At 63.7% G+C, this 20,619-nt stretch carries 20 protein-coding genes; 15 read left to right on the top strand and 5 right to left on the bottom strand.

Annotated features, from left to right (window positions below; genetic code table 11):
• Positions 1-110: 110 nt before the first annotated feature.
• On the top strand, positions 111-878 hold the full coding sequence (locus AB0O52_RS18475) for an IclR family transcriptional regulator (protein ID WP_364540571.1): 768 nt from the start codon (positions 111-113) through the stop codon (positions 876-878).
• Between the two features lie 138 nt (positions 879-1,016).
• Here the strand turns inward: AB0O52_RS18475 and AB0O52_RS18470 are convergent, their stop codons facing one another.
• The 5 genes from AB0O52_RS18470 to AB0O52_RS18450 all read right to left on the bottom strand — a co-directional run bounded on the left by AB0O52_RS18470 (position 1,017) and on the right by AB0O52_RS18450 (position 5,138).
• Entirely contained in the window at positions 1,017-1,514 is a 498-nt protein-coding gene (locus tag AB0O52_RS18470) for a DUF1097 domain-containing protein (protein ID WP_364540568.1), read from the bottom strand.
• Positions 1,515-1,966: 452 nt separating this feature from the next.
• Positions 1,967-2,425, bottom strand: a complete 459-nt coding sequence (locus tag AB0O52_RS18465; protein ID WP_364540565.1) for a molybdenum cofactor biosynthesis protein MoaE — start codon at positions 2,423-2,425, stop codon at positions 1,967-1,969.
• Positions 2,426-2,487: 62 nt separating this feature from the next.
• Complete coding sequence (locus AB0O52_RS18460; RefSeq protein ID WP_364540562.1) at positions 2,488-2,754, bottom strand: MoaD/ThiS family protein; 267 nt, start codon at positions 2,752-2,754, stop codon at positions 2,488-2,490.
• A gap of 3 nt (positions 2,755-2,757) precedes the next feature.
• The gene (gene moaA / locus AB0O52_RS18455) at positions 2,758-3,867 is read right to left on the bottom strand and encodes a GTP 3',8-cyclase MoaA (RefSeq protein ID WP_364540559.1); all 1,110 of its coding nucleotides are present in this window, start codon (positions 3,865-3,867) and stop codon (positions 2,758-2,760) included.
• A 92-nt stretch (positions 3,868-3,959) separates the two neighbouring features.
• Positions 3,960-5,138, bottom strand: a complete 1,179-nt coding sequence (locus AB0O52_RS18450; RefSeq protein WP_364540557.1) for an XdhC/CoxI family protein — start codon at positions 5,136-5,138, stop codon at positions 3,960-3,962.
• A gap of 124 nt (positions 5,139-5,262) precedes the next feature.
• Here AB0O52_RS18450 and AB0O52_RS18445 point away from each other — a divergent pair, with 124 nt between their 5' ends.
• The 14 genes from AB0O52_RS18445 (at position 5,263) to pntB (ending at position 20,536) form a co-directional block, all read left to right on the top strand.
• Positions 5,263-6,180 carry a 3-keto-5-aminohexanoate cleavage protein gene (locus tag AB0O52_RS18445; RefSeq protein ID WP_364540555.1) on the top strand — a complete coding sequence of 306 codons (918 nt, stop codon included), beginning with the start codon at positions 5,263-5,265 and terminating at the stop codon, positions 6,178-6,180.
• A 62-nt stretch (positions 6,181-6,242) separates the two neighbouring features.
• Entirely contained in the window at positions 6,243-6,920 is a 678-nt protein-coding gene (locus AB0O52_RS18440; protein ID WP_364540552.1) for a GntR family transcriptional regulator, read from the top strand.
• 180 nt (positions 6,921-7,100) lie between these two features.
• The gene (locus AB0O52_RS18435) at positions 7,101-8,156 is read left to right on the top strand and encodes an alcohol dehydrogenase catalytic domain-containing protein (RefSeq protein WP_364540550.1); all 1,056 of its coding nucleotides are present in this window, start codon (positions 7,101-7,103) and stop codon (positions 8,154-8,156) included.
• Between the two features lie 30 nt (positions 8,157-8,186).
• Positions 8,187-9,041, top strand: coding sequence for a xanthine dehydrogenase family protein subunit M (locus AB0O52_RS18430; RefSeq protein ID WP_364540547.1), 855 nt, complete (start codon positions 8,187-8,189; stop codon positions 9,039-9,041).
• The gene (locus AB0O52_RS18425) at positions 9,038-9,553 is read left to right on the top strand and encodes a (2Fe-2S)-binding protein (protein ID WP_364540544.1); all 516 of its coding nucleotides are present in this window, start codon (positions 9,038-9,040) and stop codon (positions 9,551-9,553) included. The genes AB0O52_RS18430 and AB0O52_RS18425 overlap by 4 nt, the downstream gene beginning before the upstream one ends.
• A complete protein-coding gene (locus tag AB0O52_RS18420) occupies positions 9,546-11,870 on the top strand; it encodes a xanthine dehydrogenase family protein molybdopterin-binding subunit (protein ID WP_364540542.1) in 2,325 nt (774 codons plus the stop codon). The genes AB0O52_RS18425 and AB0O52_RS18420 overlap by 8 nt, the downstream gene beginning before the upstream one ends.
• A gap of 82 nt (positions 11,871-11,952) precedes the next feature.
• The gene (locus AB0O52_RS18415; RefSeq protein WP_364540539.1) at positions 11,953-13,239 is read left to right on the top strand and encodes a Tm-1-like ATP-binding domain-containing protein; all 1,287 of its coding nucleotides are present in this window, start codon (positions 11,953-11,955) and stop codon (positions 13,237-13,239) included.
• Between the two features lie 109 nt (positions 13,240-13,348).
• Positions 13,349-14,008: a histidine phosphatase family protein gene (locus tag AB0O52_RS18410; RefSeq protein WP_079552357.1), complete on the top strand. Its 660-nt coding sequence runs from the start codon at positions 13,349-13,351 to the stop codon at positions 14,006-14,008.
• Positions 14,009-14,086: 78 nt separating this feature from the next.
• The gene (locus AB0O52_RS18405; RefSeq protein WP_364540535.1) at positions 14,087-14,989 is read left to right on the top strand and encodes a cyclase family protein; all 903 of its coding nucleotides are present in this window, start codon (positions 14,087-14,089) and stop codon (positions 14,987-14,989) included.
• Positions 14,989-15,519: a gamma carbonic anhydrase family protein gene (locus tag AB0O52_RS18400; RefSeq protein ID WP_364540533.1), complete on the top strand. Its 531-nt coding sequence runs from the start codon at positions 14,989-14,991 to the stop codon at positions 15,517-15,519. The genes AB0O52_RS18405 and AB0O52_RS18400 overlap by 1 nt, the downstream gene beginning before the upstream one ends.
• The gene (locus tag AB0O52_RS18395) at positions 15,516-16,688 is read left to right on the top strand and encodes a glycerate kinase (RefSeq protein ID WP_364540531.1); all 1,173 of its coding nucleotides are present in this window, start codon (positions 15,516-15,518) and stop codon (positions 16,686-16,688) included. The genes AB0O52_RS18400 and AB0O52_RS18395 overlap by 4 nt, the downstream gene beginning before the upstream one ends.
• Before the next feature lie 203 nt (positions 16,689-16,891).
• Positions 16,892-17,149, top strand: a complete 258-nt coding sequence (locus tag AB0O52_RS18390; protein ID WP_364540528.1) for a hypothetical protein — start codon at positions 16,892-16,894, stop codon at positions 17,147-17,149.
• Between the two features lie 358 nt (positions 17,150-17,507).
• Entirely contained in the window at positions 17,508-19,061 is a 1,554-nt protein-coding gene (locus AB0O52_RS18385; protein WP_364540525.1) for a Re/Si-specific NAD(P)(+) transhydrogenase subunit alpha, read from the top strand.
• Entirely contained in the window at positions 19,058-20,536 is a 1,479-nt protein-coding gene (gene pntB / locus AB0O52_RS18380) for a Re/Si-specific NAD(P)(+) transhydrogenase subunit beta (protein ID WP_364540522.1), read from the top strand. Before AB0O52_RS18385 ends, pntB begins: the two co-directional genes overlap by 4 nt.
• The last annotated feature ends 83 nt before the right edge of the window (positions 20,537-20,619 follow it).

Raw genomic sequence — 20,619 nt, 5'->3', positions numbered from 1 at the left:
TTGTCATGAACCGTAGCTCTTGCCCCGAAGTACGGTCAATAAGAATGTGGTCTTGACGGTTTATTGGTCGCCTTGTGGTCAGCGTGGCCCAAAGCGTCCATAATGTAGACATGAGTGAAACGCTTCCCGGGGCACAAGTCGTCGGCCGCATCGGCCAGGTTCTTCGAGCCGTCAGCGGGGCCATGCCCCGCGGGATCGGGACGACAGAAGTCGCCCGCGCCACCGGGTTGGCGCGCCCCACGGCCCATCGGCTGCTGTCATCTTTGGCGGCCGAGGGATTCCTGGACCATGATTCCAAGGCGGGCCGCTGGCATCTGGGGCCCGAGCTCTACCTCATGGGGTCCATCGCCGCGGAGCGCTATGACATCACCGAACTGGCCCGCGACCACGTCCGGGCCCTTGCTGAAGAGACCGGGGAGAGCGCCTTCCTGTCGGCCCGACGCGGCGACGAAACTGTCTGCGTGCTGCGCCAGGACGGCAGCTTCCCGATCCGTTCCTTCGTTCTCTACGAGGGCAAGCGCTTCCCTCTAGGCATCGCATCCGCGGGGCTGGTTATCCTCTCGTTCCTGCCGCGGGACGCGGCCGAGCGGTACCTTGCCCGCGCGCGACTGGAAGAACACTTTGGCCCCGAACACGCTGCGGATCTCATCCGCCAACGGGTCGAAGAGACCCGCGCGGTGGGATATTCAACCAATCCCGGGCTTCTCGTTCAAGGCAGTTGGGGCATGGGAGCGGCGGTGTTCGACGCCGCCGGGCAGCCTGCCTGGGCTTTGAGCATCACCGGTATAGAGTCCCGTTTCTCCGCCGAACGGCGCCCCGTCCTTGGGCGCCTGCTGCTGCGCCACGCCCACGCCCTATCCGAGAAGATCAAACGCTGAGCCCCTGCCTTGCATTCCTCCGGCTTGAAGGCGCAGGGGCCGGATTCCACGGGAGCGAGGCTGTCCCGTGTCCGGTGCCCGCACGGGCTGACGACAAAGCGCCGCCGGGAATGGGTGGCCCCGCCGGCGCTTCACTCGTTAGTTGTGGGCTACGGCAGCTGCGTCGCGGGTCGTAGCGGCGTCGCTTTTCCTGCTGCCGGCATTCATGATGAGGCCGGCAGCAAATTCGGAGATCCAACCAAGGCAGGCACCGATAACAAGCGCCAGTGACGTGCTTAGAAGGTCGAGGTTATTTCCGAAGTATGCCGCGGTCCCGGCGAACGCCCCCGGGATAAAGCTCAGGACACTCCAGCGTGCCTGGATGCACATGGCGAAGGCAGCGATGGCGACCGAGATTCCCAGGGCCCCGGGAATCGGCAGGGTTGACGCCCCCCACACCATTGCAGCGCCCCACAGGACACCGGTCAGGTTCGCGGGGATGGTCTTGAGAAGCCCCGTCCGCTTGCCTCCCGCCGCGAAGAAGCACGCCCATGACAAAAAGCCGACCCAGGTGATGAGTCCAAGGGGAGTGCTGTACTCGGCCCAGAAGCCGGCAAGAACGCCTGCAGTGATACCGATAATTACAAGAGCCTTCATAGTTGTTCCTTGCTTTCAAGAGAGCATCGTTGATCAGTTGAGGGGGTGGAAGACGGTGGCCCCTCCCTGCGGCATCTGCCGACGTCCAGTCCTTTGGGCCTGAGCCAACGCAGGGCCGCTCCGTATTTTTTGCCCTTGGCGGCATTGCCTTAGCGGAACCGGAGCGGGAGGGGAGGCACTTCACCGATTATCGTTAATTGATAATCTGACTGCGACTGTACACGGCTGTGACTGCACTCACAAGGCTTTGAACCGATATTGCACGCTGTTGAGGTGAATCAGAGGCCCGGACAGCTGTGCGTTCCGGGCCACAATGAACGGGCCCCCAGGCATGGCGACACAGCCCTCTGACTCTTTGCTCCGGCCGGCTGTCGGGTTTCCACAGCCGGCGATGTAGCGGCCCACGTGCGCGGCTGTGCGCGAGCGGTATCCAGGGCTGGACAGTGCTGTCGTTAGCCCCCGGAGGAGACCCATTCTGTGGTGCCGTCGCTGAAAAACTGCTCTTTCCAAATCGGGACCTGCGCCTTGATCCGGTCCACCAATTCACAGCAGACCTCGAACGCCTGCTGCCGGTGCGGCGCGGCCACGGCACACACGAGCGCGGAGTCGCCAATTTCAAGCCTGCCGACCCTGTGTGCGGCCCAGATCCGCAAGGATTGGCTGTCCGCGCCGGCTTTTTCTTGGACGAGGGCTGCAACTACCTCCCTGAGCACCTGTTCCGCGATCGGATGGGCTGAGTACCTCAGCTGCTCAACACCCTTGCCTCCATCGTGATTGCGGACGACGCCGCTGAAGCTGACAACGGCACCGTCCCTTTCTGACCCGACAGCGGCGATTGCCTCTTCCACGGCGATCGGTTCGGTGGCCAGTGAGGTCCTTATGACCTGGATTTGCGTTTCTGCCTTGCCCATTGGCCGCTCCTTCTGATTAATGCCCTCTTCAATGGCTGCGGCCGGTCTGCCGCTGCAGGGTTCTATCCGCCGGCGAAGGGAGGCAGGACATCGATGACGTCACTTGTCCCGAGTCCTGCAGTGGGGTCACGAAGGGCGACCTGATTTCTCAGGAAGCTGCATCGCTGCAGGATGCGCGAGAGGGGCACCGTTCCTGCCGGAGCTTCCGGGCGCTGGACCGCCAGTACAGCTGCCAGCAGTGTTTCCAGGCTGGCGCCCTCGGGCAGGGGATGGTCTTCCTCCTCGACCCCGGCGGCTGCGCATGCGGCAGCAAAATAACGTACGAGCACTGGTTAGCCTCCTATGGCGCTCATGCTGCGATCCGGTTGAACAAAATCCTCGGTGCCAAGGCCGGTGTGGTCCATGCCGTGGGCCCGGGGCTTGGCCCACATTGCGTCCTGCCATCTTTCCGCGAGCTCGCGATCCGTGGCTCCTTGCCGCATGAGCGAGACAAAGTCGACTTCATGGCGGGAGAAGAGGCAACTCATGATCTTTCCGTCCGCAGTGATCCGGGTGCGGCGGCAATCGCCGCAGAAGGGTTCTGTCACCGAGGCGATGATGCCGACCGTTCCCAGCGCCGGGCCTGTGATGCCGCCTCGGCTGAAGTCGCGGCGCCGCACCTGAAACCGCTCCGCGGGGGCCCCGTCCCGGTGGCCGGGGTCGGGTGTCAGGACATACTCGGTCGACAAAAGCTCGCGGATTTCCGCGGCGGTGATCATGTCCCTTCGGCTCCAGCCGTGGTCTGCGTCCAAGGGCATTTGTTCGATGAAGCGCAGCTCATGCCCCTGCTGAAGTGACCAGCGCAGCAGTTCCGGCGCTTCGGCGTCGTTGATGCCGCGCATGAGGACGGCGTTGAGCTTGACGGGTCCGAGCCCGGCATCACGGGCAGCATCTACTCCGGCCAGCACCTGGGTGAGGAACGGCCGGCGCGTCAGCTGCTTGAAGGTCTCCTCGTGCAGGGAATCGAGGGAGACGTTAATCCTGGTCAGTCCGGCTGCCTTCAGCGGGGCCGCCTTCGTCTGGAGTCCGACACCATTGGTGGTCATGGCGATCGGCAGGTGCGGATGATTGGCACGGATCCCGGATATGACGTCAAGGAGATCGGCACGCACCAAGGGCTCTCCGCCGGTCAGTCTCAGCTCACGGATGCCAAGCTCCCTGACGCCGAGGCGGACCGTCCGGATGATCTCCTCGGCGGTCATGACTGCCTGCTTGGCCATCCATTCGAGGCCTTTGGCAGGCATGCAGTAGGTGCAGCGCAGGCTGCACCTGTCGGTAAGGGACAACCTCATGTCAGTGGCGCGTCGCCCGTACCGGTCCCAGAGCCCGTCGGGTGCTTCACGGCGGGGGAGCGGCGGTACCGCATCGGGTTCAGATTCAGGGCCGGAGCGGATGCTTGGCATGCCGAGGGGGGTGGGTGATGCTCTTTTCGCCGGCACGGCGGGTGTGCACGTTGGGGTTTCCGGCGCTGATGGTCCCGTCACGGGGGCGACTTTCACGTGGAGGACTCGATGTGGTTGAGGACCGACGTAAGCGCCCCCGTTGTTTTTGCCCACATGTCGTGATGGATGGGCCCGTTGGTGCTGCCCAAGGGGGTCCCGGTCCCGCCCCAGCGGTGAGCGATGATTTCGGCCGCGATGCTGATGGCTGTTTCCTCAGGGGTTCGGGCACCAAGATCAAGCCCAATCGGCGATGACAGGCGGCGCAGCTGTTCTTCGCTGACTCCAGCCTCCCGGAGCCGGCCCAGGCGGTCTTCGTGGGTACGTCGGGATCCCATGGCACCGATGTATCCCACAGGAAGAGTGAGTGCCGTCTCCAGCAGCGGCCCATCGAATTTCGGATCGTGGGTGAGTACGCAGAGAACCGAGCGGCCGTCGATGCGGCCTGCTTCGGCCTCGCTGTGCAGGTACCGGTGGGGCCAGTCGACGATGACCTGATCGGCGGACGGGAACCGGGCGCGGGTTGCGAACACCGGGCGGGCGTCGCAGACGGTCACGTGATAGCCGAGGAAGGAACCGATGCTGGCAACCGCTGCGGCGAAGTCGATGGCTCCGAACACGAGCATGCGCGGCGCGGGGGCGAAGGCCCAAACGAAGACCTTGACACCATCGCCGAGCCGCTCGCCGTGAGGACCGTAGGTGAACGTGCCGTTGTGGCCCAGTCCCAGCAGGCCCACCGCATCATCGCCTACCGCGTCATCGAGGACGGCGCCGCCAAGGGTGCCGGTTGATTCTCCTTCAGGCCTTACTATCAGCCTGGCACCCAGCCGCTCGGGGTCGGGATGCTCTATTACGGTGGCGACGGCCACCGGGCGCCCTTCGTCCACATCCCTGGCAACTGAGTCAAGATCGGGGAAGGTCTCACGGTTTATGGGCTCGACAAAGACATCGAGAATGCCGCCGCACGTCAGTCCGGCGGAGAAGGCCGTTTCGCTGCTCACGCCGTAGCGTTCCAGAACGGGGGCATCGTTCTCCACCACCGACTGTGCGAGCTCGTAGACAGCACCCTCGACGCATCCGCCCGAGACCGAGCCGACGGCTTCTCCGTCCGGCCCCACGATAAGGGAGGCGCCCGGTAGCCTGGGTGCGGATTCGAAGGTAGCCACGACGGTGCCCATCCCGACTGTGTGGCCAGCCCGCCACCAGGCAAGAAGATCGTCAAGTATCTCGCGCATTGCTTCTCACCCTCGCATGTTGCCGTTCCCGATCAGCCTTAACACCTCAACCCGTTGAGCTCTGGTCTTCGGCCGGCTATCGCGTTATAATCGATTATCGTTAGTCTAGCGCAGGAGTATCCCCATGGCCAGAGCTGCCCATCATGCAATTATCACGTGCGCACCAACCGGTGCGATTCACACCCCGACCATGTCCCCCTGGCTGCCGATCACGCCGGAGGAGATCGCCGAGGCTGCGCTTGGCGCCGCACGCGCCGGGGCTGCCATCGTCCATCTGCACGTTCGCGATCCGAAGGACGGTCGCCCGGTCCAGGATCCAGCACTGTTCAAGGAAGTGCTCGGAATCATCAAGGACGATTCAGATGTGATCATCAACCTCACGACCGGAGGAAGCCCGGCGATGACGGTGGAGGAGCGCATCGCTCCGGCCGTCCAACTGGCTCCGGAACTGGCGTCGCTGAACATGGGATCCATGAACTTTGGCCTGTTCCCCATGCTTGACCGCTATCCTTCAGTGAAGCACGACTGGGAGCGGGAGTACCTCGGCAACAAGGACATCGTCTTTAAGAACACCTTTGCCGACATCGAGCGGATCCTCAAGACCTGCGGTGACCAGGGCACCCGGTTCGAATTCGAGTGTTACGACACATCGCACCTCTACAACCTCGCGCACATGCTTGACCGCGGCCTCGTGCGTGGGCCGCTGTTCATCCAGACCGTCTTCGGCCTCCTCGGGGGGACAGGAAACCACATCGAGGACATTGCCCACATGCACCGCACTGCCGAGCGCCTCTTCGGTAATGACTTTGAGTGGTCAGTGCTGGGTGCCGGCTCTGCGCAGATGCGTATCGGTGCCATCGCCCTCTCCCTCGGCGGCAACGCCCGCGTGGGCATCGAGGACTCGCTGTGGGACGGTCCCGGGAAGCTGGCCGAGACCAATGCTGCGCAGGTCGAAAGGATAACTTCCATCGCCCGCCTGCTTCACAGGGAACCGGCAACTCCGGAAGAGGCGCGCCGTCGCCTCGATCTGAGAGACTTGTAACATAAACGATAATCCTCGACGTCAGCCGCAGGCCGCTCGAGACGAGTGAGAGGTGCCTTACGATGACTGCCAGCCCGGGGATTTCTGAGCACAGCAACGAGCTCCTATCAACCACGGTCAAGCGGCTCCTGCTGGACCGCATCATGAGCGGACAGTACGAGCCAGGCGGAAGAATTGTCGAGCTGCAGCTGGCCAAGGAGCTGGGAATGAGCCAGTCGCCCATCCGGGAGGCGCTGCGCGATCTGGCCGCAGCAGGCGTCATTACGATTCATCCCCGGCGAGGGGCGCGCGTTCGCATGCCGAGCGCCAAAGAACTGGCGGATGTCAGTATAGTTCGCGCGGAAATCGACGCCCTGGCCGCCCGGCTGACCGCCGGCGAGATGAGCGAATCCACTTTGGCAACCCTTCAGGATCTGGTTGATGCAATGCTGGCCAGCTTGGGCTCCGGTGATTTCCTCGCAGTCACGGAAGCTGACGTCCAGTTCCACAGAGTTATCGCCCAGACTGCCGGGAATCAGGCACTGGTGTCGGCTTTCGACCACCTCGCTCCGTTCGGACGCACCTTCATCACCCTGAACCTGCCCAACGTGGATGTGCGCGACCTGCTCCAGGAGCATGTTGGCATCCTCGACGCTTTGCGCGACGGCGATGCCGAACGTGCATCCAAGGCTGCCCGCCAGCACCAGCTCAACGTCAGCAAGCTGATCCAAGACCATTACCAGCCCAAGGAAATGGGCTGACCTAGCCCCTTTGCAGGTGACCGCTTTACTGCAACCCCGATTCAAAGCCCTAGATAATCGATAATCGTTTGACAGGGTTGCTGCTAAACCCTAAGCTTCAAAGTAATCCCGATCACAGTAGCCGCTGAAATCCATTGGAACCGGGCGGCAGACACTGAACTGACTCAAGGAAGAGATCAAATGACAGAAACGATGGAAGCCCTCGTCGTACAATCGCCGAACGTTCTCGGCATCGAAACCAGGGCCGTGCCCCAACCGGGAGCCAACGAGGTCCTTGCCAGGGTGAGGGCAACCGCCATCTGTGGCACCGACGCACACCTGATCCGGGGCGACTACCCGGGATTCTGGCCGTTGGCCTTCCCCTTCACCCCTGGCCATGAGTGGGCAGGGGAGATCGTGGCTCTTGGCCCCGGTGCTGAGGCCTATGGCTGGAGCGTCGGTGACCGTGTTGCCGGTACCAGCCACAACGCCTGTGGGGCGTGCCAGAAGTGTGTCGAGGGCCAGTACAACGTATGTGAGAACTACGGGAAGGCCGGGCTGCACGAGCAGTACGGCCACAACGTCCAGGGCGTGGATGCCACCTACGCGGTCCACAACGTCAAGTGCATCTTCCGGCTGCCGGACAGTGTGTCCTTCGAAGAGGGTGCACTCGTCGACCCAGCCAGCATCGCACTGCACGTGGCACGACGGGGCAACATCAAGCCCGGCGACACGGTCGCCGTGACCGGCGCCGGGGCCATCGGGCTTCTTGCCGGCGACGCGGCGCTCATCTGTGGCGCGGCCCGGGTGATCATCGTCGGCCGTGGACACCGCCTTGAAAAAGCTGCCGCCATGGGCTTCGAGACCGTTGACACAAACGCCGTCGACCCGGTCGCAGACGTCCGGCGTCTGACCGAGGACCTCGGCGCCGATGTTGTCCTCGAATGCGCCGGCGTGCCGGAAACCCTGACCTGGGCAATGGAAATGCTCCGCAAGGGCGGCCGCTGCGCCATGGTAGGCATCCCGACCGAAGCCGTTGCTCTGACTATTCAGCCTATTGTGCTCAACGAACTCGAACTTGTCGGCTCGCGCGCCTCCGCCGGTGAGATGCGCCGTGTCATACCTTTCATTGCCAACGGCCGGATGCGGGTCAAGGACCTGATCACCCACCGCTTCCCCCTGGCGGAATACGAGACGGCACTGACCACCTTCAACGACCGTTCCAGCGGCGCGCTGAAGATCATCATCGAACCCTGACCCGGACGCACCGGAAAAGAAAGGACGACGATGTCCAAGTACTATCGGCCCGCCAGTGTGGCGGACGCCCTTACTGCCCTTGCCGCGGCAGGTGAGGGCGGACGTATCCTCGTCGGCGGAACTGACCTGATAGTCGGGCTGCGGCACCACACGCTGCAGCCGGATCTCATCGTTGATCTCAAAAACGCCCAGGACCTCCCCAAGCCGATCACCGTTACCGACGCCGGGGTGAGCATTGGTCCCACTTTCGCCATGACTGAACTCATCACGCATCCTGTGGTCCAGGAATGGTACCCGGGACTGGTGGAAGCCGCCGGAAGCGTGGGATCCGTAGCGATCCGCAACCGGGCAAGTCTCATCGGGAACGTCTGCAACGGTTCCCCGGCAGCAGACACCGCTCCGCCGCTCCTGGTCCTGGGCGCGTCCGTGACAATAGCCTCCGTAGACGGAGAGCGAACCGTACCGATGTCCGAGTTCTTCCTTGGTCCAAGGCGGACGCAATGCAGGCCCGGACAGATCGTCACTCACATCCATCTCCCGCGGCCCGAGGATGGAAGCGGATCGGCCTCCCGCCGGCTCACCCGGCGGCGGGGTGTTGATATTGCAACAGTCAGCGTCGCTGCCCAGGTGAACGCCGACGGAAAGCTCCTCCTGGGGCTGGGCGCCGTCGGCCCCCGCCCGCTGCTCACCGGGCAGACAGATCCGCTTGCCCTTGAAGACGGCCCGGCCCTTATCAAGGTCCTTGATGAGTTGCTGGAGCTAGCCACACCGATCAGCGACGTACGCAGCAGCCGGGAATACCGCATCGCCACGCTCCGCGCCCTGACCAAACGCGCGGTCCTGACAGCGGCAAACCGCAGAAATAACAAGGAGATGGCCTCGTGACAAGCACTACCGGGAACCAACAACCGGCGAGCACTGATCAGCAGAACGTGACGTGCACCGTCAACGGAAGCGAACGATCCATGTTCGTGCCGACAGAACGCACCCTGCTGGACGGCCTGCGTGACGAGCTTGGACTGACCGGCAGCAAAAAGTGCTGCGCGGAAGGCGAGTGTGGTGCTTGCACCATCCTCCTGGACGGCCGGGCGGTGAACTCCTGTCTTGTTCTCTGCTCGGAAGCCGATGGTCGCGAGATCACGACCATCGAGGGCCTTTCCCAGGACGGCCTGAGCGATTTGCAGGAGGAATTTCTCAACGCAGGCGCAGTCCAGTGCGGCTTCTGCATCCCCGGGCAGGTCGTATCGGCCGAATACCTGCTCCGCACGAACCCCGAGCCCTCGGTGGAGCAAATCCGCGAATCAATGTCCGGCAACCTGTGCCGGTGCGCCGGCTACGAGCGCATAGTTTGCGCCGTGCAGGCTACAGCTGCCCGGAGGACCTGTGGCCATGACTGAAGCACTACAGCACACAGCCCCGTCCCACGCTCATGGTGATAGCACCGTATCCGGCCGTAACGTAGGCCAGCCAGTGCTTAGGTACGGCGGAGAGGACCGGACTACCGGCGCTCAGCGCTTCGTCGCCGACCTCGAGTTCACCAACGCCCTCCAGGTAGCCTTGGTCACCATTCCCGTCGGCTGCGCCGAGATCACGGGAATCGACACGGCGGCTGCGCTACGGATCCCAGGTGTGGTGGACGTTGTGGCCGGGGCGGACCTTCCGTCCCCCATGCCGCGCTTTGGCGTATCACACCAGGACCGCCCTGTTCTTGCCGATGGAAGAGTGAATTTCCATGGGGAACCGGTCGCTGCCGTGTTGGCCGAGACCGCCGAGGCGGCATACGCCGGCGCCCGCGCTGTTCATGTTGACTTCAATGAGCTCCCCGGGGTCTACACGCTCGATTCCGCCCTGGCGCCGGGAGCGCATCTGGTCCAGGACCCGGCACTTCGACCTGGCGATCCGTTGGCGGACACCAACGTAATAAAGGATGCGCTCTACACGTGGGGCGACATCGCCGCGGAAGAGGAACGAACAGCCACGGTTGTCGAAAACACCTATACCTTCCCGATGGTCACCCACTTTCCCATTGAGCCGGGCGGCACCGTTGCGATCCCGACCGACAACGGTGGCATCGAGGTCTATTCCCCTGTGCAGCACCCCTACCTGCTGCAGCAGACCCTGGCGAAATTGCTCGGTTTACCCCTGAATAAGGTGCGGGTCTGCGCGCCCGATCCTGGAGGCGCCTTCGGCGGCAAACAAAACCCCAAGCTGGAACCTTTGGTGGCTACCCTGGCTCTTCGCACCGGCAGGACCTGCCGCCTGATTCTGTCGCTGGAGGAAACCTTCCAGAGCATGCGCCGGGCCGGATGCCGGATCACCGCGCGCACTGGCTTCACCGAGCAGGGGCACCTGACGTTCCACGAAGTCAACGCCGATTTCCTGATCGGGGCCTACGCGGACGTCGCCCCCCGGGTAATGCAAAAAGGAAGTTACGTTGCGGCAGGACCATACCGGATGCCTGCCGTCCGGGTTGCCGGCCGTGCCGTCCTGACGAACACCACGCCAAGCACCGCCTTTCGGGGATACGGAAGCCCCCAGGTGACGTGGGCGACCGAATCCCAACTGGACGCTGGTGCCCGTGCACTTGGCCTCGACGGCCTTGAAATCCGGCGCCGCAACCTCGTTGGAAACGGAGAAGCCTTCGTTCGCGGAGAATGTGAAGCCAAGGCTGACGGTGAATGGATCCAGAGCCTGGAAAAAGCAGCGGAGCTCATCGGATGGGATCAGCCGCTGGCCCCCAACCGCGGCCGCGGCATCGCCGTCGGCATCAAACCCGGTGCCACCTCCGGACTCTCGCAGAGCCTGGTCCGGCTGCTCTTCGACGGAAGCGCCATCGTTTACGCTGGCACATCCGACATGGGGCAGGGAGCGCGCACCCTGTGGCAGCAGATCGTTTCCGATGAACTCGGCGTGGAACTGGACAAGGTCAGCGTGGTCAGCGGGGATACCAGCACCGTACCGTTTGATCTGCAGACTTCCGCCAGCCGTTCCACCGTCTTCATGGGTTCAGCGACCGTACTTGCGTGCCGTGATGCCCGACGCCGCGTGCTGGAGCTGTACGCAGAGACGCACGGGATACCAGAGGAGCAGCTCTCCGAAGAGCCTGGTCTCCTGGTTACTCCCGACGGTGAGGTGAGCCTTCCGGAGGCGGCGCGTGCGGCACTGGGAAGTTTACGCGGGGAGTTCATCGGCCAGGGAACCAGGCGGCTTCGAGGCAAGGGGCACCACCCGCTGGGCGGGGACGCCGCCTTCTATGAGTTCAACGCCACCGCAATCGAGGTCGAGGTTGATCGCGAAACAGGTGAGCTGCTTCTCACGAAACACGTCACCGTCAGCGACGTGGGCACCGAGCTCAACCCGCTGCAGGTCGTCTCCCAGGACGAGGGCGCCGCAATCATGGGGCTCGGTCACAGTCAGATGGAGCAGCTGCTGATAGACGACCATGGCCGGATCCGAAACCTTGGGGCGTTGGACTACCGAATTCCGACCTTCAAAGATGTGCCGGTGGAGCTCATCAGCGCCGCCATCGAGAACCACGACGGTCCAGGACCGTACGGGTCCAAGGGAATCAGCGAAGGCGCGCTGCTGTGCACGGCTGGAGCACTGGGTTCGGCGGTGGCGGCCGCGACAGGCGTCGTGTTCCGCGACCTGCCGCTAACCCCCGAAACTGTCTGGGCGGGGCTGCAAGCAGCCGATCTCGGTCAGCCCGACTGAATGAAAATGCCGCCAAGGCGGCGAACGGCTATCCCCACCGATGCGGATAAGCCTGATTGGGAAAACCAAGAAAGGAGACATCATGTCTCGTAAGCCCGTTGTTTGCTTGGCCGGAACCTTGGACACCAAGGGTACCGAGTACGAATTCGTTCGCAATACACTCCTCGCGGCCGGCGTCGACGTCCTGGTTGTGGACTGCGGCGTCCTCGGTGAGCCATATTTCGAGCCGGATATCCCGTCCTCCGTAGTCGCAGAACGTGCCGGCATCGACCTGGCTTCCTTCTCGGGAGGGGTCGAGGGAGGCTCGGGCGGCCGCAATTCGGCCATCACCAACATGAGCCTCGGATTGAAGTCTGTCCTCGAAGAACTGTGTAATGAGGGCAAGATCGACGCTGTCCTGGGCCTGGGCGGTACCGGGGGAACCGATTTGCTGAGCAAGGCCTTCAGGGGCCTTGGCATGGGTGTTCCGAAACTCATCGTGAGCACCATGGCGTCCAACAACACCCGCCCGTATGTCGGCCACTCCGACATGATGATGATGAACGCTGTGACCGACATTGCCGGGCTGAACCGCATCTCGAAGCTCGTGCTGACCAACGCCGCCAACGCTGCTGCAGGAATGGCCCGCGGGTACGAGGTGACAAAGGCTCATGGCGAGTTCTCCAAGCCGCTGATCGCGGTCTCCATGTTCGGCGTCACGACACCCGGTGTTATGCGCATCCGCAAGAACCTGGAGGAGCACGGCTTCGAAGTCGTCACGTTCCACGCCGTCGGGGAAGGCGCCGGGATGGAACACCTTATCGACGTGGGCGTAATCGATGGCCTGATCGACTTCACCTTGCCCGAGATCATCAACCACTGGAACAAGGGCATCTTCGACCCGGGCATGGAGCGGATGGAGGCCGCCATCCGCAAAGAAATCCCCCAGGTCGTCGTTCCCGGTGCAGCAGAATGCTTCAACTTCGGCGCCTTTGACACCATCCCGGAGCAGTACGCCACGCCGGAGCGGAACATCATCATCCACAACCCGAACATCACATCTCTTCTGGCGACACCGGAAGAGATGCGCCGCCTCGGTGAGTACATCGCCGACCACGTGAACCGCGCCAAAGGCCCTAAGGCGGTCGCCTTCCCCCTGCTTGGCCTGGACAACTACTTCGTAGAAGGCAGCCAGTGGCACGGTGTTGACACCTCGCCTCTGTTTGACTCACTGCGTGCCGGGCTAGACGCCGGCGTCGAACTGATCGAAATGGACAACAACATCAACGATGACGCCTTCGCAGACGCCGTCTTCGGACTGTTCCTGAAGCAATGGGCCGCAAAGGCAGAGGCTGCAGAACGCTCTGTCGCCGAAACTACCAACGCGTAAGCAGCTCCACCTCTCGTCCGTTCCGCAGCAGGGATCCTGTCACCCTAAAAACCTTGTCCCTGCTGCGGAACCAGCCCGCCAGTCAGAAGTACCACCTCCGGAGGACACTATGAGTCATCAACTGTTCCTGCTTCGCCACGGTGAAGTCGCATCCCATCGCGGGGACGTGCCTGTCACTGCCGCGGGCCTGGAAACCGCAGTCGAAGTGGGGCGACGACTTGCCGAGCAGGCGAACGGCGGCCTCATCCGCGTCATCAGCGGTGCCACGCGACGCACCCGGGAGACAGCCGAGGCAGTAGCAAAAGGCGCCCGCGAAGCAGGTGCGCAGGTACAGGACGACGGAGTCGCCTTTGCGTTGCGGAACCCCGACCTATACCTTGCCGGTTCACGTGTGGACATGGTCAGCAGCGAAGCAGCCTTTGCCGCTCAGGTCCCTGGCCTGAGTGAAGCGGACATTGCCCGGATCGACTTCTACCGAGAGTGGCTCCAGGCCCCCGACCGTGTCGGATGGTGGGTCCGCCACGAGAACCCGCCTGGTGACGACGCCGCGGCCGTCGCCCGGAGAATCAACGCATTCGCGGCAAGCCTCGCTGACCGCGACGACAACACGGTCTTCACCGTTGCTGTCACGCACTCACCCGTTCTCCGAGCAGTAGCCCGGGAATCCCTTGGCGAAGAGCCGGGGGAACCACAGTGGCTGGCCGGCCTTGACGTCGAAGTGACCGAGGACCGCACCGTTCGCATCAAGCTACTGCCCGAGGCGCCCTGACGCCCTCCAGGTGCGCATTTGGGGCTGGGCCATCACCATTCCCGACTCCCGCAGACCTGACCTTTCGAAAGGACCACCATGAGCACGCAGACAGACCAGTTCCTTGAAGAAGGACCGGCAGCCCACCAATCCCCCAACGAGTTGTTGGCGGCGCTGCAGCTACCGAGGCAAGGTCGGCTGTACTCCCTTTCGGTGCCACGCTTCACCGGGATGCCCGTTTTCGGCGCCCACCCTCCCTTCGATGTATCGATGTACCGCACTCCGGCCGGCCTGCGCGGGGACGGCGTCAAGCCCTGGGGGGAGGTCAATGAAGTAAATCTGGGCTACATGGCCGAGGTGATGAGCGGTACTTCGCACAGCGGGGCTCACGTCGACGCACTCGCCCACATGACCATCGGGGACGATGACCATTGGTACGGAGGGGCCGCAGCAGGAACCTGCCTCGGCGACAGGGGTCCAACAGTGGGTGACGGCAGCAAGATCCCGCCGTTCATCCGCCGCGGCATCCTTCTCGACGTCCCCGGATACCGCGGCATCAACGCGCTGCCCGCCAATGAACCCGTCAACGCCGAAGAACTCCAAGCCGTCGCCCGGCACCAGGGCGTCACCATCACCCCCGGTGACGTCGTGATGATCCGCACCGGCTATATGAGCGAATGGCCCGACCCCGAACGCATGGCCCGGCACGTGACCGCCGGACCCGACATCAGCGCGGCCCGGTGGCTGCTGGAGCAGGGCGTCGTTGCCGCCGGAAGTGACACGGAGACCTTCGAGGTTCAGCCGGCTCCGGACCCCGGGTCTCCGGCCAACCCCCAGCCTGTCCATACACTCCTGCTGATCGAAAACGCCATCTACCTGTTCGAGTCGATCTACCTGGAAGACCTTGCCCGGGACGGCGTATATGAATTCCTCTTCGTTGCCCTCCCCATCAAGGTCAAAGGAGCGACCGGCTCCATGCTTGACCCCGTCGCAATCATCTGATGACCGTCCTGGAACAGAAGCGGATGAGTCTCGGTGGCCGGAAGCCCACCATCCACCCCGGAGCATGGTCCGCTGACAATGCAACAATCATCGGCTCAGTCACCCTCCAAGCCCGCGCGAGCGTCTGGTACGCAGCGGTTCTCAGGGCAGACGGGGACACCACCACTGTTGGCGCTGACAGCAACATTCAAGACGGATGCGTGCTCCACGCTGACCCGGGATTTCCGGTCGAAGTGGGGGAGAGGGTGTCCGTTGGGCATCGGGCCATTCTGCATGGCTGCCACATCGGCGACGAATCGCTGATCGGCATGGGCGCAGTAGTGCTCAATGGGGCAAGGATCGGGCCCGGATGTCTGGTTGCGGCCGGAGCTGTGGTACTTGAGGACGCCACCTTCGAACCGGGAACCCTCATAGCCGGCGTTCCCGCCAGGGCCCGCCGGCAGCTGACGGATGACGAACGCGCCGGGATCCGGGCCAATGCCGAACGGTACCTGGACCTTGTGCGAACCCACCAGGAGGCGACCCGGTGACCGAGGAATCAGTGGCGGGCCCCACCGTTATTTTGGCACCTGACAAATTCAAGGGTTCCCTCACTGCCGAAGAGGCTACAGAGGTACTGGCACGCGCAATCAAATCCATTTCACCCCACTGCAGAATCCTTCGGTACCCTGTGGCCGACGGGGGAGAGGGGACCGTCAAGCTTGCCCTCGCGAACGGCTTCTCGCCCGTCGCAGTCCAGGTGACAGGTCCGTTGGGCGAGCCAGTGGAGGCGACTTATGCCATGGACAATGCCGGAACAGCAGTCCTGGAGCTAGCCGAGGCATCGGGGCTTGCCCTGCTCCCGGGCAGACCCAACGTCCAGACGGCGGCAAAATCGACTACCCGCGGTGTGGGGGAGATGCTGAAGGACGCTCTCGACCGGGGAGCCCGGCGCATTATTTTGGGCGTCGGGGGAAGCGCCTCCACCGACGGCGGTGCCGGCCTCGCACAGGCACTCGGTGTCCGCATCACAGACGCGGCAGGGAAGGAAATAGCCCCAGGAGGTGAAGGTCTGCACTCTGCATCAGAGATCGATCTCAGCGGCCTCGATCCCCGGGTCCGGGCGCTTGACCTTGTCCTGGCCTGCGACGTAGACAACCCTTTGACCGGGAACGACGGCGCTGCCGCCGTCTATGGACCGCAAAAGGGCGCCGACGCTCGAACGGTAGAGCAGCTCGAACGCTCTCTCCGCCACTGGGCACGCCTCATCGCACACACGCTGGGCCGCGATCTGAGCCTGGTACCAGGGACCGGCGCCGCCGGAGGGGCAGCATTTGCAGCCCTTGCCATCGCCGAAGCACGGCTCTGCTCCGGCGTCGAAGTTCTCACGGAACTGACCACCCTCGGTCCTGCGCTGAGGGAAGCCGACCTGGTCATCGTCGGTGAGGGCTCACTGGACGAGCAGAGCCTGCGCGGTAAAGGGCCTGTCGGAATCGCGGCACTTGCAAAGCGCCATGGTACCGCAGTCGTTGCCGTCGTCGGACGCACGACTCTGGGGGAGGCGCAAATCCAGACGGCAGGGCTGGACCGCGTCTATGCCCTGACGGACCTCGAACCGCTGCCGGAAGTCTGCATGAGGGAGGCCCCGCGCCTACTAGGTGAAGCGGCCGAACAGATCGCCCACGACTGGCTCTCCCGAACCACGGGCGTGACCCTCTAATGGACTTTGCAACACTCACCTTCCAGAGCCTGGGGCTGGTTTGCGACCCAGTGCCAGCCTCTGATGCAGGACTCGACCTTGAGTTGAAGAGAGCGCTCCGGCGCCTCAAGGCCACACATCGCCGTGGAGACGAGCGGATCCAGGTACCTGTGACTGCCGGAATCTCTGACGGCCCTCACCGTCCTAACTGAGGAGGAACTCATATGACCACAGTGCCCATGCAGACCGCGAGCAAGCGGCTGGATTCGGAAGCGCTCGAGCATGAATTGATCGTGGACAGCCGCTCCGAGATGGATGAACAGATTTCGGCCGCCGTTGACAGGCTGGTGCGGGTCGCCTACCAACAGGGACGGCGCACCGGAATATCGGTCTCCCGCCTGGGAGACCGGAAGTTCATCGTGGCATTAGATGAAAACGTGCCATTTGGTGTGACGGAAGAACTTGACCTTCATTCCAACTAACTTTCCCCGGTGTCCCCGCTTCGGAATCGTGCATTGCACAACAGTACCGACCGACACGAGTTTGAGGACCTGTAGCCGGCCGCCGCTTGACGCAGTCGGGGGCACATCTCCGGAGGCTGTCCGGCATCCCTTCGACCTCAGTAAGGGGCCACGCAAAGGCCGGCCCATATCGGTGTCTCCGCCGGCAAGGTGCTGTTCAGATAGATCGTCATCGAGGACAGGCAGTCTTCGACCTTGGGTCAAGAGCAATGTCAGATACGGCAGCAGCGCGCTGACGGTTCGCAAGAAACAAGGGCCTGGTGCGCCAGGAACCGGGCACACAGTCCGGGGCTCGAAAAATGGATGAGAGAGAGAAAACGTGACACGTATCGGGGTCGTGGCCGAATTAGGTAGCGAGACAAGGGTTGCAGCAACACCCCTCACGGTCGCCCAGCTGATCCAGCTGGGCTACGACGTCGTGGTGGAAAAGGGCGCGGGGGAGTCCTCGTCGTTCCCTGATGAGGCGTACACCGAGGCCGGTGCCCTGATTGTGGGGGCCGATGAGGCGTGGGGCAGTGAGGTGGTGCTGCGGATCAACCCGCCCTCCGAAGAGGAGATCGGCTGTCTCGCTGACGGGGCAACGCTGATCGGGACGCTTAGCCCGGGCCTGCGTCCGGATTTGGTAGAGGCGCTGGCGGCGCGTCCGATCACGGCGCTGGCCCTCGACGCTGTGCCGCGCATTTCGCGGGCGCAGTCGATGGATGTGCTCAGTTCGATGGCAAACATCGCCGGGTACCGCGCCGTGATCGAGGCAGCCCACGAGTTCGGCCGATTCTTCACCGGCCAAGTCACGGCGGCGGGCAAAGTACCGCCGGCGAAAGTGCTGGTAGCTGGCACCGGCGTGGCGGGCCTGGCGGCGATCGGGGCGGCGTCCAGCCTGGGCGCGATCGTGCGGGCAACGGACCCGCGGCCCGAGGTCGCCGACCAGGTAAAGTCGATCGGCGGGACCTACCTTAAGGTCGAGGTGGAGGAGGAGATGAAGTCCTCCGACGGGTATGCCAAGGCAACGTCCGAGGCCTACAACCGGCGCGCAGCCGAAATCTATACCGAGCAGGCAGCGGACGTTGACATCATCATCACCACGGCCCTGATCCCTGGGCGCCCGGCACCGAAGCTGCTCACGGCGGAGGACGTGGCCTGCATGAAATCCGGCAGCATCATCGTGGACATGGCTGCCGGCCAGGGCGGGAACGTTGAAGGCTCCGTCGCTGGGGAACGCATCGTCACGGACAACGGGGTCGTCATCCTGGGCTATACGGATCTCCCGGCCCGGCTGCCGGCCCAGTCCTCCCAGCTGTACGGGACCAACCTGCTGAACCTCCTCAAGCTCCTTACCCCGGACAAGGACGGGGTCCTGCGGATTGATTTCGAGGACGTGGTCCAGCGCTCGGTGACGGTCGTGCGCGAGGGGGAGAAGACGTGGCCGCCGCCCCCGGTCCAGGTCTCCGCCGCACCCGTGGCCCAGACCAAAGCTGAGGTTGCCAAGAACACGGCGCCGAAGAAAAGGCAGGGCCTCAGCGCGGCCGGTAAGGCGAGGCTGTTTGCCGCGGGCATCGCGGCGCTGTTCCTGGTCAACGCGGTGGCGCCGGCGCCGCTGCCGCAGCACTTCACGGTGCTGATGCTCGCTGTCGTGGTCGGTTTCTATGTGATCGGGAAGGTCCACCATGCCCTGCACACCCCGCTGATGTCGGTGACGAACGCCATCTCCGGGATCATCGTCGTCGGTGCCCTGCTGCAGGTCGCCTCTGACAACATTGTCATGCAGCTCCTGGCCGCCGTCGCCGTGCTGCTGGCCAGCATCAACATTTTCGGTGGCTTCGCCGTCACCCGGCGCATGCTCGCCATGTTCTCGGCCGGGAAGGCCCGTTCATGAGCGCCGTCACCGAAACAGCAGCAGCAACACTTACGAGGAGCTTCACCGTGTCCGATACCGTCTTCGGTCCGTTGACCGAAGAATCCATCGCGGGGGCGGCCTACGTTGTCGCGGCCCTGCTGTTTATCCTCAGCCTGGCCGGGCTGAGCAAGCACGAGAAAGCCCGTGCCGGGGTCGTCTACGGCATCACGGGCATGGTCATCGCCCTCGCCGCCACCGTCTGGCTGACTGTCCAGGGTGCCTGGGGCACCGGGCACGCCCTCACCGGCCTGAGCCTGCTCGTCGCCGCCGTCGTGGTCGGCGGGGCCATCGGGCTCTGGCGCGCCCGCGTCGTGGAAATGACCGGCATGCCTGAGCTCATTGCGCTGCTGCACAGCTTCGTGGGCCTCGCCGCGGTCCTGGTCGGTTGGAACGGGCACCTCGAAGCCCCCACCCTGTCCCGGGACCTGATGAATGTCCACCACGCCGAGGTGTTCATCGGCGTGTTCATCGGCGCGGTGACGTTTACCGGCTCGATCGTGGCGTTCCTGAAACTGTCCGCCCGAATGAAGTCCTCACCGCTGATGCTGCCGGGCAAGAACGCGATCAATCTCGGCGCCCTCGCCGCGTTCGTCGCTTTGACCGTCTGGTATGTAAACGACTCCCAGCTCTGGCTCCTCATCGTCGTCACCGCCCTGGCCCTGGGGCTGGGCTGGCACCTGGTGGCCTCCATCGGCGGCGGTGACATGCCCGTGGTCGTGTCCATGCTCAACAGCTACTCCGGCTGGGCCGCCGCCGCCGCGGGCTTCCTGCTCAACAACGACCTGCTCATCATTACCGGCGCCCTGGTGGGCTCCTCCGGTGCCTACCTGTCCTACATCATGTGCAAGGCCATGAACCGGTCCTTCATCTCCGTGATCGCCGGCGGCTTCGGCATCGCCGCCCCCGCCAGCAAAGGGGACACAGACCAGGGCGAACACCGGGAAATCACGGCCGAGGCGACAGCGGAAATGCTGACCAACGCCTCGTCCGTGGTCATCACCCCCGGCTACGGCATGGCCGTTGCCCAGGCCCAGTACCCCGTCGCAGAACTCGCCCACCAGCTACGCGAACGCGGCGTGAACGTCCGGTTCGGGATCCACCCCGTCGCCGGGCGCCTGCCCGGCCACATGAACGTCCTCCTCGCCGAAGCCAAGGTCCCGTACGACATCGTCCTGGAAATGGACGAGATCAACGACGACCTCGGCGACACCTCCGTGGTCCTGGTCATCGGCGCGAACGACACGGTCAACCCCGCCGCGGCCGAAGACCCGGGCAGTCCCATCGCCGGGATGCCCGTCCTCCGCGTCTGGGAAGCCGAAAACGTCGTCGTGTTCAAACGCTCCATGGCCGCCGGCTACGCAGGAGTCCAGAACCCTCTGTTCTTCCGCGACAACTCCCAGATGCTCTTCGGCGACGCCAAACAACGCGTTGAGGACATTCTCCGTGCCTTCTAGCGCCGAACACTGCTTATATGCCATTGCAGGCCTTGGATGCCCACTAGCAGTGGCGCAAGTCCGCTAGCCCGCCCTCATTCCAC

The sequence above is a fragment of the Arthrobacter sp. NPDC080073 genome, assembly GCF_040686575.1.
Taxonomy (GTDB): Bacteria; Actinomycetota; Actinomycetes; order Actinomycetales; family Micrococcaceae; genus Arthrobacter.
This window is presented reverse-complemented; position numbering and strand designations above follow the sequence as displayed.

Bases quoted from the DNA above. Each gene is read 5' to 3' on its own strand.
- AB0O52_RS18445 (WP_364540555.1), top strand. From the start codon at position 5,263: ATGGCCAGAGCTGCCCATCATGCAATTATCACGTGCGCACCAACCGGT.
- AB0O52_RS18415 (WP_364540539.1), top strand. From the start codon at position 11,953: ATGTCTCGTAAGCCCGTTGTTTGCTTGGCCGGAACCTTGGACACCAAG.
- AB0O52_RS18420 (WP_364540542.1), top strand. From the start codon at position 9,546: ATGACTGAAGCACTACAGCACACAGCCCCGTCCCACGCTCATGGTGAT.
- AB0O52_RS18390 (WP_364540528.1), top strand. From the start codon at position 16,892: ATGACCACAGTGCCCATGCAGACCGCGAGCAAGCGGCTGGATTCGGAA.
- AB0O52_RS18405 (WP_364540535.1), top strand. From the start codon at position 14,087: ATGAGCACGCAGACAGACCAGTTCCTTGAAGAAGGACCGGCAGCCCAC.
- AB0O52_RS18435 (WP_364540550.1), top strand. From the start codon at position 7,101: ATGACAGAAACGATGGAAGCCCTCGTCGTACAATCGCCGAACGTTCTC.
- AB0O52_RS18400 (WP_364540533.1), top strand. From the start codon at position 14,989: ATGACCGTCCTGGAACAGAAGCGGATGAGTCTCGGTGGCCGGAAGCCC.
- AB0O52_RS18440 (WP_364540552.1), top strand. From the start codon at position 6,243: ATGACTGCCAGCCCGGGGATTTCTGAGCACAGCAACGAGCTCCTATCA.
- AB0O52_RS18475 (WP_364540571.1), top strand. From the start codon at position 111: ATGAGTGAAACGCTTCCCGGGGCACAAGTCGTCGGCCGCATCGGCCAG.
- AB0O52_RS18410 (WP_079552357.1), top strand. From the start codon at position 13,349: ATGAGTCATCAACTGTTCCTGCTTCGCCACGGTGAAGTCGCATCCCAT.
- AB0O52_RS18450 (WP_364540557.1), bottom strand. From the start codon at position 5,138: ATGCGCGAGATACTTGACGATCTTCTTGCCTGGTGGCGGGCTGGCCAC.
- pntB (WP_364540522.1), top strand. From the start codon at position 19,058: ATGAGCGCCGTCACCGAAACAGCAGCAGCAACACTTACGAGGAGCTTC.
- moaA (WP_364540559.1), bottom strand. From the start codon at position 3,867: ATGCCAAGCATCCGCTCCGGCCCTGAATCTGAACCCGATGCGGTACCG.
- AB0O52_RS18430 (WP_364540547.1), top strand. From the start codon at position 8,187: ATGTCCAAGTACTATCGGCCCGCCAGTGTGGCGGACGCCCTTACTGCC.
- AB0O52_RS18470 (WP_364540568.1), bottom strand. From the start codon at position 1,514: ATGAAGGCTCTTGTAATTATCGGTATCACTGCAGGCGTTCTTGCCGGC.
- AB0O52_RS18465 (WP_364540565.1), bottom strand. From the start codon at position 2,425: ATGGGCAAGGCAGAAACGCAAATCCAGGTCATAAGGACCTCACTGGCC.